Annotated in this window: 9 protein-coding genes; 2 read left to right on the top strand and 7 right to left on the bottom strand. The window is 49.8% G+C overall.

Features of this window, described 5'->3' with window-relative positions; all coding sequences use genetic code 11:
* Positions 1-104: 104 nt before the first annotated feature.
* From AC2FNE_RS23295 to AC2FNE_RS23305, 3 genes are all read right to left on the bottom strand, one after another.
* Positions 105-977, bottom strand: a complete 873-nt coding sequence (locus AC2FNE_RS23295; protein WP_496806412.1) for a glycosyltransferase family 2 protein — start codon at positions 975-977, stop codon at positions 105-107.
* A 40-nt stretch (positions 978-1,017) separates the two neighbouring features.
* On the bottom strand, positions 1,018-2,799 hold the full coding sequence (locus tag AC2FNE_RS23300) for an ABC transporter ATP-binding protein (RefSeq protein ID WP_217362377.1): 1,782 nt from the start codon (positions 2,797-2,799) through the stop codon (positions 1,018-1,020).
* 239 nt (positions 2,800-3,038) lie between these two features.
* Positions 3,039-3,722, bottom strand: coding sequence for a DnaA N-terminal domain-containing protein (locus tag AC2FNE_RS23305; protein WP_496806413.1), 684 nt, complete (start codon positions 3,720-3,722; stop codon positions 3,039-3,041).
* A 453-nt stretch (positions 3,723-4,175) separates the two neighbouring features.
* On the opposite strand from AC2FNE_RS23305, the gene AC2FNE_RS23310 reads away from it, so the two are divergent.
* A complete protein-coding gene (locus AC2FNE_RS23310) occupies positions 4,176-5,483 on the top strand; it encodes an AAA family ATPase (protein ID WP_170605622.1) in 1,308 nt (435 codons plus the stop codon).
* Positions 5,480-6,586, top strand: a complete 1,107-nt coding sequence (locus tag AC2FNE_RS23315; protein WP_170605620.1) for a ParB/RepB/Spo0J family partition protein — start codon at positions 5,480-5,482, stop codon at positions 6,584-6,586. Before AC2FNE_RS23310 ends, AC2FNE_RS23315 begins: the two co-directional genes overlap by 4 nt.
* Positions 6,587-6,637: 51 nt before the next feature.
* Here the strand turns inward: AC2FNE_RS23315 and AC2FNE_RS23320 are convergent, their stop codons facing one another.
* The 4 genes from AC2FNE_RS23320 to AC2FNE_RS23335 form a co-directional block, all read right to left on the bottom strand.
* Positions 6,638-7,693, bottom strand: coding sequence for a tyrosine-type recombinase/integrase (locus tag AC2FNE_RS23320; protein WP_170605619.1), 1,056 nt, complete (start codon positions 7,691-7,693; stop codon positions 6,638-6,640).
* Positions 7,694-8,281: 588 nt separating this feature from the next.
* Positions 8,282-8,527 (bottom strand): hypothetical protein, encoded by a 246-nt coding sequence (locus tag AC2FNE_RS23325; RefSeq protein ID WP_170605613.1) that lies wholly within the window; start codon positions 8,525-8,527, stop codon positions 8,282-8,284.
* A 140-nt stretch (positions 8,528-8,667) separates the two neighbouring features.
* Positions 8,668-10,122 (bottom strand): NAD-dependent succinate-semialdehyde dehydrogenase, encoded by a 1,455-nt coding sequence (locus AC2FNE_RS23330; RefSeq protein WP_170605611.1) that lies wholly within the window; start codon positions 10,120-10,122, stop codon positions 8,668-8,670.
* A 116-nt stretch (positions 10,123-10,238) separates the two neighbouring features.
* The coding region (locus AC2FNE_RS23335; protein WP_496806414.1) for a DsbA family oxidoreductase at positions 10,239-10,810 on the bottom strand (572 nt) is incomplete at its 5' end.

The following is a 10,810-nucleotide window of genomic DNA, read 5'->3' on the forward strand; positions in this document are numbered from 1 at the left end:
GCTTTGGGTGCCGGTTTCGAGACGTATATCGGCGTAGGCAGTTGAACCTTACAGAGGGCACTCGTCTTCAATGGCGCATTGGGCTCGCTACACCGAAACGGAAACTATGTTCTTTGATCCGGTCGGCGCAGCCACAAAAGCCGTATTGTTTCGGTGATTTTGACCACACGAATAACGTATTGCACACCCCAGACAGCAAATGCCTGACGTGTTTCTAGTTCAGGGTTTCTCAATAACTTTATCAATGTCTTGAAGGACGGGATAAGCTTGTGGATTGGTGGAATGTAATTCACCCATCCGCGGCTCGCGTTGCGACGCAGCCGCGCGCCCTCGATCCTCCGAGCCTTGGTAACATGGTCCCGCAGATTTCCTCGCGCTGGATGGCGGACGATAGCTTCAGCGGCAAACATGATCGGTGCACCCGCAGCTTTGGCCCGATCATTCCACTCCATGTCACCACCAGACAACACGGTATCGTTAAACGGGCCTATCTTTTCCAACAAACGTCGACGAACGATTAGGTTTGCTGTGACCGCGCGGCTCCTCTCGACCCATTTTTTTTGTTCCAACCCCAAAAACCGGTCATAGAGTTCGGCAGATGTCCAATCCTCACCATTCGGTACCAGCACAACCTCGCCGCCAAACCGCCCGACCTCTGGATTCTCATCAGCTATGCGCAAACCTGCTTCCAAATAGCCCGGTACTGGAAGGCAATCAGAATCCGTAAAGAACAGGAGGTCTGCAGTAGCGTCGCGAATACCGCAGTTTCGCGCTGCGTAAGACCCCGGCTTCGCTTCCTTCATAAGCCGAGCATTCGACGGCAACCTGAATTCCTGAGGAACAGGATCAGACGGGTCATTGTTAACCACTAGAATCTCGAACCTATCCGAACTCAAAGTTTGCTTTGCCAAACAATCCAAACAGGCTTGAAGTTGGTCCCAACTTCGATAAGACGGAATGATTACCGAGGCATCCATACAACTTCACCCTCGGTCATGAACCACAATGCCACTTGGCTCATCCTGCTTTCATAGCATCTGCGAATTGGTGGTCATAAAGTGTGCGGAATGGGCCCGAGTGCTCCAGCAGCTTTTTTGCGTTGCCTTCTTCGGCGACCTGACCGTTTTCTATCACCATTATTTTGTCAGCATGCAGGATCGTTGACAATCTGTGCGCGACAATGATGGTCGTTCGACCACTCGTCAAACGACGAAGTGCTTCTTGTACCAAATGCTCGGATTCCGAATCCAAAGCGCTGGTAGGTTCATCAAGCAGTAAAATCGGGCTGTCACGCAATAAGGCTCGGGCGATCGCGAGACGCTGTTTCTGACCGCCGGATAGGAACGCTCCGTTTTCGCCCACCATTGTATCAAAGCCTTCGTTCAGCTTCATGATAAAATCATAAGCATTTGCCGCTTTGGCCGCCTGAATTACCTCGTCTTTCGACGCGCCTTCGCGTCCAAACCGAATGTTGTCCAAAATAGAGGCTGAGAACAAAAAGGTCTCTTGCCCGACAAAGGACAAGTTGCTGCGCAATGATTGAAAAGACGTTTTCTTGATGTCCTGACCATCGATCAGAACGCTGCCGGATTGAGGGTCGTATAGCCGAAGCGCTAGATTAAGAATGGTAGACTTCCCGCCACCAGATAATCCTACCAAAGCAGTTGTTTGACCCGCTTCAAAAGTCAACGACAGATCTTTGAGAATGGGATCGGAACTTTTGTATCCAAAAGTGACACTGTCGAACACTAACTGACGAGGGCCTTCCGGGAGCGTTTCGGGATTTTCGTTTTCAGGTAGCGTTTCTGGTTCATCTAACAATTTGAAAAGCATACGAACTTGACGCAGTCCGACTTCCAATCCTACGCGCACCCTGGAAAGTCTTTTGGCAGGCTCATAAGCCATCATCACAGCTGTGACAAATGACATCAACTCCCCCGGAGTCGACCCGTTAGAACCAAACAAATTTCCGGCACTTAGGCCAATTACAGACGCGATCGCAAATCCTGCCAAAATATCCATCAACGGACTGGTAGCTGCCTGTAGACGGGCTAGCTTGTTGCGACGCTTTTCAACGCTTTTTACCGCGGAATACATCTGATTGGCCATGCGCTCTTCCAGGCCAAAAGTTTTAACGACGCGGATGCCACGCGACGTTTCCTGAATAACTTTCATAATCGCTGCCATGGATTGCAGTTCCATGTCAGCGATCTCCCTAACTTTTTCTAAAAGCGATTTTACGCCCCAAATCGCAAGTGGGCCAATAATCAGAGTAAACAAAGAAAGTACCGGCTGTTGATAAAACATTACCGCAACCAGACCAATAAGTGTGAGCGTGTCACGTACAGCGCTCGTGACCATTAATTCTATAACTTTTCGGGCCGCCCGAGCTGTCTGCGTAACTTTCATCAGCAGATTGGAGCTTTCAGTCAGATTAAAAAAAGAGACACCTTGCCTCAGAAGCTTGTCGTAAAGTTTGATCTGCTGGATTGAAACGATCCTGTTTCCGGCCCGCGTCATTGCAACGACCTGAACGTAAGTTGCAATTCCCTTGATCACGAAAATTACAAAAACCGCTAACGACACTCCAGCGATCCTAGCGGAATTGCCGCTGTCGAAAAGAGAATCAACGACGTCCCGCATCATGAAAGCTACCGCAGCAGTGGTCGCCGCGACAAAAGCCATCGCGATCACGGCAACGGTGTACGGCACAACCTGCGCCCGCATGTTTTCCGACAACAGCCGCCACAGAACGGATTCATCCAATTCGTTGGCGAGTTTCTGTTTCAACTTGTTCAATGCGATTTTCCACATTCATTTCAATTGGAACAGGCGAAGGCGGCGCGCCACCGGCGATTGATCCATTTTTAGCTAGATAGTCGGCAAGACAATTTGGGGCAAGCCCGGTATCGGTTCCACCAAATTTTAGCCCAGACGCGCCGATTAAATAACTCGCGGGCTGAAATTCAAGAGTATTTGTCGCAACGTCAATCCGTTCGCTGGTTGCATTTCACCTCAAGATATCATTGGCCAATACATCATTCAGTCATCTCGATCCTAACGGATCTAATGGTTGGGTCTATTCGGCCATAAGCTGCCAGCAACCGTGTTGTCCACTTTTGCGAAATGTAATCTGCCATAAACCTTGATGGCGCGACCAATGTGACACAGCCCCCTGCCCTTTCTGCTTCGGTCAGATGCTGGAACCAGCTCGACCAGAGTTCTGGGTCTCTTTCATGCAGAAAAGCTTGCACTTGTGTCCAAAGATCATCCCCGTTTGCGTTGGCTGAAGCGGTTTTAGCCTGAAAGGGAATCACATTGGTCGTTGGTTCTGGGGCGGTCGACATTCTGTCCAGAAAGTCTGGTCCGATTAAAGGCCACGCGCTGGAACAATCCAGTAGAATTTGTCGCAGGTCCAACGCATACACTGCCACGCGCCCTCGGGCGGCAGGTCTTTTTACCGTTACCCATCCGTTCGATCGGAATTTGGCCATTTCGCGCTTTACAGTTCTTTCTTCCACTGACCATAAACGGGCTATTTCTTCTCGACCTATCGAAAGTTCATTTTTGCGCCAGTTGTATCTTGTCGTAATCAGACAAACGAGCCGGAGTATGCGTCTCTGAAGATGTTTGTCACCAGACAAAGCGAAAACTGTCAGTGCGGATAAAATGTCGTATTTTATGGCAGGCGCGCTACGTCCCACCGGTATTGCAACCTGCATTGTCCTCCTCACCGCTCAAACTGCCTCTAGCGACATTTGCCGCCATATTAGCGCCGTTTGTCAACGCTTTTCCGATTTGTTCTCTGATTAGCGTCCATTGCGCCGATTCTGTCAAGTGCGGAGTAGAATACACACTAAATTCATTCAATAAACTCAAATAAAAATGGTGAACTTTGGTGATGGGGGACAGCCTGAGTGTCCCCTTAAGGCACTTTATTGTCCCCCTATATTCTGATACAGGGCCTCCAATGTCCCCCTAAATCTTGTTTTCTTTCCTCTGCAGGAAGAATCAGTGGTTGCAGTCCCCGGCAATTCGTTTGTGGTTGCAATCTGCCTTAGTTTGTTACCCATGGGTAAGGTCTCAAAGTAAGAATAATTTATTTTGCTATATTCGCAAACTGAGCGTAAATAATAACGGTAGAAAAATTTACGTCCAAAAAAGAGACCTGAGGCATGTACACGCACGAAGACCTAAACGCATTGCGCACGCAGTCCCTTAAACTGCAGGGCTGGATACGACGACAGACATTCAGTCCCGAGATGGAAAAGACGTTGCGCAGGTTCTCCAGTTGGGAGGTGGCTGAATTGATATTTCGTATCAACCAGTCGACATTTCGGGGAAAGTTGGCGGCAGACCCATCGCTGCCAGGTGGCGAGGTAGAGCCAGAGGGGAGGCAGCGATGGTTCAGTCTGGAGGAGGTCAATGAGTTACGCCGTCGGCTCAAGTTGAACCGCAAGGTACTAATGCCTCAGCGTCCGGTCGGTAAACGAGCGATTCGGGCTGCGGTCGCGAATTTCAAGGGAGGTGCAGGAAAATCAACCGTGGCGCTGCACCTGGCCCATGCGGCTGCGCTTGATGGTTACAGAGTGCTTGTCGTAGACTTTGATCCTCAGGCCACGCTCAGCCACTCCATGGGCCTGACTGACGTATCGGAGGACTTTACCGTTTGGGGTATCATGGCCCGAGATTTGATCCGTGAGACTGAGCGGATGAACAGCCGGTCAGTGGCTGCTGAATCTGGTACTGCCCTGCCCCACCGTCAGCTTCCCCCATCAATAACTGACATGGGTTTGGGGGATCTCAGGATCTCAGATTTTATCAAACAAACGTCATGGTCCACCATCGACGCCATACCTTCTTGTGCGAATGCTGCCTTTGTGGAGTTTGCGTCGGCTCAGTATAGGCATCTGAATCCAGAGTGGTCGTTCTTTGCTGCTGTATCACGTTACTTGGATCAGATACCAGATGATGCCTACGATCTGATCTTATTCGATTGCCCGCCGGCCATTGGCTATCAGTCGATGAATGCTGTCTTCGCGGCGGATATGCTCTATATACCGTCTGGTCCTGGATATTGGGAATATGATTCGACTACTTCATTCATCGGACAGCTGGCTGAAGCGTTGGAAGATTTAGCCTATGGGTTCGATAAAACGTTACCCACGGGTAAGATTAGTCTACCCAAAGCCTTCGCTGAGGTGCGTTTCCTTTTGACGCGATATGAGCCGGGAAATGCATTGCACTTGGCGATGTATGACGCCTTCCGTAAGGTTTTTGGCGATCATTTGGCTGAGCATCCGGTCGAAATGACCCGAGCAGTTGAGCAATCCGGGCGGTTCCTAAGTTCAGTCTATGAGATGGACTACCGAGAAATGACACGTGAGACGTGGCGTCGTGCCCGTTCGACTTTTGATAATGCATATGAAGAGTTTCGGGGCGTGATGTTGTCGGCCTGGGACAAATTGGAGGATGACGCATGAGCCGCAAGCGCAGAATGTTTGATATCGATGTGCCGGCGATGGAAGATATTCCTGCCAGCAAGGTTCCGGAAAAAGCGTCGGAAAAAAGACGCGGCCCAATGGCGGCAGCTATTACGGAAAATGCAGAGGCTTTGCGGGACCAGCAGTCAACTCAAGATGCCATAAGAGAAGAGAATGATCGCCTCGCCCACGAGCTGGTACGGCTTCGGTCAGAAGGATTAGTTACCGAGCGAATTGCCCTGCATGACGTCGTTACTGAAAAACTGACAAGGGATCGGAAACCCGGACCGGATGCAGAGTTGGAGGAACTGAAGGCTTCGATTCAAGACATTGGGTTATCCAATCCGATCCGCGTCGAACGCCGAGCTGATGGTCGATTCGACTTGATTCAGGGAATGCGTCGACTATCCGCTTACCGAGATTTGTTTGAGGAAACAGGTGAGCAGGAATATGCGGCCATTCCAGCCGGAATTTCAGACGGAGCAGATCTGGGCGACAGTTACCGTCGTATGGTCGATGAAAATTTGATCCGAAAGGATATCTCGTTTGCAGAAATGGGTACCCTCGCCCTAGCCTATGCTGCCGAGCCGGACAATGACTGTGCAGATGTCGACAAAGCGGTGACAATCCTATTTAAATCAGCCAGTTACACCAAACGCAGCTACATACGAGCGTTCGCCAGTCTGATTATGATGCTGGGTGAAGATTTGAACCATCCCAATGAAATACCGCGGAATGTTGGGGTTGAACTCAAGCGTAGGCTCGATTCTGATCCTGGATTGGTCCATCGGCTTCGTGCCGCATTAAACGGCGAACCTGATAGGGACGGTGCACGCGAGATATCTATTTTGCGAGAATTTCTGAATTCGGCCGCCGCCCCGGAAAGGAAACAAAACGCTCAAGGTCAAGAAAAACCGCGCCGCGCCAAAACTACCTTTCAGGTTTCGGGCAGGGACGGAATTGCAAAGTGCTCGGCCTCAAGCGGACGGATCGAGTTGAGGTACAATCTGGATTTTACAAGGGTGGACCGCGCCAAACTGGAGCGAGCAATAGCAACTATGATCGATGAATTACGTGAAGAGGAAGATATTACCCACGGGTAAGATTTTGTCGGAATGTCTTTAAAAGGTGCTGGGTGAACCTCGGCGCCTTACTTATTTAAGCAAGTCCGTCGCTGGGTTTTCAGCGATTTCGACGTCATCGTAATATTTTTGAGCTTGTGCCATTGATCGGTGCAGGGACAACCGCATGGCCGCTTGTATCGGGGCACCATCCAACGCAGCTTGCGTCAAAAACCCTGAACGAAGCCCGTGCGGTGAAGCAAACCCATCTGGCAGACCAGCTAAAGACAAGCGATGTTTAACGATTTGATAAACAGCATCGGGGCTAAGTGGACGCTTAAGAACACGGTCAGCTTTTGATATCGGGCGAAACAGTGGCCCATTGTCGATTGCGCCCAGCTCGATCCAATGTATCAATGCTTGGGCTGAGCGACCTTTTAGAACCAACCGCGGTGTCTTTCCTTTAGCGGTCGTTTTTGTCTCTATCAGCGAAATCCAGATCAAACCGTTCTGGTGGAAATCTTTCAAAGAAACATCACTGCGCTGGAGTTCTACTATTTCGGACCGCCGTCTTCCGCCTGAGGCCCATCCCAACATTAGTAGGGCGCGATCACGACAATCGCGTCGTGTACCAGAACATGTTGCTAACATTTGTTCCAGAATATCGCGAGTAATAGGGTTCGCTGATTTTGGACTAGGGGGGCGACCCGCAGCGCGGCGAGCTTTTGCCCGGGCTTGTTTGACACGTGGAGCATCAAAGGGAGAGCGCAGGTTTTTCATGCGATGAAATGCCTGCCACGAAGCTATACGCCGATCCAACGTAGATGGGGCAGGGCAGTCCAGAGTTCGCCGTAACCCTTGCGCAATAAGCACTTGCGCTGCAACACGTGCCGCTTCTGCTTCGGGCGCCTCATTTAGGTCTCGGGCGTGGTCGAGTATAAAGGCCAGGGCGGTTGGCTCAGTCTCAGGCCAAAGAAGGTCTTCTTGAAATCGTGCCAATTTCCATGCGGTCAGGTAAACGAGGTCGCGTTCATAAGCGCGCAAAGTGTTTGCCGGGGTTCCCTCTATGTACAGGTCGGTCAGAGCTTCGTGATCTGCTTCTGAAAGGGCAGGGGTAAGATTGGGGATATAGGGCGCTGGAACTGACATTGAGTGCAATATGAACCGAAATCGTCAAGAATTCAATTAAGCCCGATAACAGAAACTTATCAGGAGTAATTGTGAAATCTCATTTTGATCTCAGTAACTCTCAAAAATGTAAAAAAACGAGCGTTAATGGAGATAGCAACATATCAGGATGGGAAAACCAAAAGGACGTGGTGCTAGCCTAATATTCAGCTGTCTGGGAACGCGAAAAGTGATCAACATCTCCATTCTGATTGTTGCGGCTGGTATATCTGTAGGTCAGGATGATTTTGATGAATCACGCGCAACAGTTGAATGCCTGGCCGCATGGCCAGGAATTTCGGCTTGCCAGACTCTAGCACGTTGGACTTGGTGGAATTTATTGAAGATCCAAAGCATCCTTAAGTCACTCTCGTAGTAAGTACCAAAAGCGAAAAGAGGATTGGGTCGGGGAGTCCTGTGTATCTAATGTATAGTAAAAGCCCAACTACCTTTGAGCAGCTGCTAGGTCCCTTGCAAAAATCGAGTGAAATCGAAGTAAGCTATGAACGAAGCCACGCTGATCATTTCCTACATGCTGTTTCACTTATTAGGTGCAATTCAATCTCGGCCTCAGCCGTAATAGGTTTCCAGGAACTTTAGGATCGTAATTCCGGTGATCCCGAAAATAACGAAAGTTAAACCGACATTACATAGGAAATTCGCCTTGGCTGACGGTTTTCTACTCGTATTAATCTGCGAAAAAGATTCTTCAGCCTGATCCATGTCCGAGTGCATTGGTGTCGTCAAAAGTGCCGCTAGCAAAAAGACACCGCCTAGTACTACGAAAAGTAAAGCAACAGCCAAGCCTATCTTCATTTTGGAAGCTCAACTTTTTAATCGAAATGCCGGCGCTTTGGATTGGACAAATTTGTAAATTCTTTAATGTAAAAATTGCTCCCAAGCTCTTCCCGAGGATAAGACCCCGGGAAGAAATCTAAACCAGCTTCCTAACTTGGTTAGGTTGCCACGTCAAAATCGACGGCAGTGTATTTTTTGTCCAGATAGTCTTCCAGACCTTGGCTACCGCCTTCCTTGCCCAGACCACTTTCCTTGACACCACCAAACGGCGCTTCAACCGTTGTGATCAGGCCAGAGTTTACGCCAATCATTCCGTACTCCAACCCTTCGTTGAGACGCATGATTCTGCCAAAATCTTTGGTATATGCGTATGCACAGAGGCCAAACTCAGTATCATTCGCCATAGCGATTGCTTGGTTTTCGCTGTCAAAGCGGAAAATAGGAGCGAGTGGTCCGAATATTTCTTCTTTCGCAACGCGCATGCTTTGATTGGCTTCAGTAACCACGGTGGGATGGAAGAAGGTATGGCCAAGCTCATGCCGGGTTCCGCCTGTCGCGACTTTTGCACCGCGGTCAACTGCATCAGCCAACAGTTCTTCTACTTTTGCCAGGCTGTCATCATCGATCAGTGGCCCTTGTTGAACACCTTCGTCAAGGCCGTTACCAATTTTTAAGGCGTTGGTTTTTTCAACAAGCTTTTCAACGAATGCATCATATACGTCCGAGTGTACGTAGAAACGGTTGGCGCAAACACAAGTTTGTCCTGAATTTCTGAATTTCGAAATGATAGCACCTTCAGCAGCGGCATCCAGGTCGGCATCTTCAAAGACCAGAAACGGCGCATTGCCGCCCAATTCCATGCTGACTTTCTTGACTGTGTCCGCAGACTGCCGGATTAGTTCTTTTCCGACTTCGGTCGAACCTGTGAAAGTAACTTTGCGTACATCCGGAGAGCTCATTATCGCGCCACCAATTTGACGGGCAGAACCTGTCAGAATATTCACGCTTCCTTTGGGAAATCCGACCTCTTCGCAAAGTGCACCCCAGGCCAATCCTGAGTACGGCGTGGCAGTGGCTGGTTTTGCGACCACGGTGCAGCCAGCTGCTAGAGCCGGGCCGAGTTTGCGGGCCAACATCGATGACGGGAAGTTCCACGGGGTGATCATGCCAACGACGCCCACGGGGTGAGTTGTAACAAGGAACTTTCTGCCGTTCGTTGGCGAGGGAACAATCTCACCTTTGGTTCTGCGGATTTCTTCGGCGAACCAACGGACATAAGCAGCCCCAATGGTAATCTCGCCCAGAGATTCAGCGAGTGGTTTGCCTTGTTCAATTGTGAGAAGTTCCGCAAGGCTCTGTTTGTTGTCCAGCAGGGCGTCTTGCAGGTCCCAAAGAAGATTGACCCGTTCGAGCAGTGGCATCGATGAAAACTCAGGGAACGCTAGTTTAGCAGCTTCAATTGCGCGCAGGGTCTCTTCTGTGCCGCAGTTCGGAACAGTTCCGATCACTTCGCCGGTCGCAGGATTCTGGACGTCGATCAGAGCATCCGAGTCAGCGGCAATCCAGTCCCCGCCTACATAGCATGCTTCTCTCAAGTACTTTTGGTAGCTCACATATATCTCCTTAGTCTTCTTGTTGAACGCTTTCGGTGAACCTTTGAGGTCACCTGAGGCGTTAAAGAGTTTTTACTTCACTGTTAGATCGCAGTGTTTGATTCCGGGGCAGCGGCTCAATTTCTTTGGGCACCCAAGAGTATTTTGGAATAGGTGTCCACACCTTGAGCCCCGGAAACGGCAAAAGACGGTCGAATGACCACAGTTGGTACACTGCTGACCCTTAAATCTGTCCAGTAGCGTTGGCGTGTGCGAACGGCCATGGCTCTGCTTTCTTCTTCAAGGACTTTACGCACGTTGTCGTCGGGCAGCCCTACAGAGTCTGCAATTTTGACCAGTATTTCAATGTCACTGATATTTTGTCTTTGACCGAAGAAGGCTTCAAACAGCTTGATCGAAACGTCCTGGGATTTGTCGTAGTCTCCGGCATAGTTAACTAACTGATGAGCTTTGAATGTGTTGTACATTCGCATTTCATCAAAATAGTCGAATTTAAATCCAAGTTCGGCTCCGATTGCAGATATCCTTTCGCGCGATCGAATGCTTCCCTCCAAAGTTGTCCCATACTTTTCGGCCATATGCGCCCGAAGGTTTTGCCCTTCTTTAGGCAATTTGGGGTTCAACTCGAACGGTTGCCAACTGATTTTGACGTCGACGCCTGTATTCTCGGACGCCGCCTTTAGTTGGT

The sequence above is a fragment of the Ruegeria sp. YKSD179 genome, assembly GCF_059612885.1.

What these genes read in the sequence shown, in the direction of transcription:
- AC2FNE_RS23295 (WP_496806412.1), bottom strand. Translation starts at nt 977, where the DNA reads ATGGATGCCTCGGTAATCATTCCGTCTTATCGAAGTTGGGACCAACTT.
- AC2FNE_RS23305 (WP_496806413.1), bottom strand. Translation starts at nt 3,722, where the DNA reads ATGCAGGTTGCAATACCGGTGGGACGTAGCGCGCCTGCCATAAAATAC.
- AC2FNE_RS23310 (WP_170605622.1), top strand. Translation starts at nt 4,176, where the DNA reads ATGTACACGCACGAAGACCTAAACGCATTGCGCACGCAGTCCCTTAAA.
- AC2FNE_RS23315 (WP_170605620.1), top strand. Translation starts at nt 5,480, where the DNA reads ATGAGCCGCAAGCGCAGAATGTTTGATATCGATGTGCCGGCGATGGAA.
- AC2FNE_RS23320 (WP_170605619.1), bottom strand. Translation starts at nt 7,693, where the DNA reads ATGTCAGTTCCAGCGCCCTATATCCCCAATCTTACCCCTGCCCTTTCA.
- AC2FNE_RS23325 (WP_170605613.1), bottom strand. Translation starts at nt 8,527, where the DNA reads ATGAAGATAGGCTTGGCTGTTGCTTTACTTTTCGTAGTACTAGGCGGT.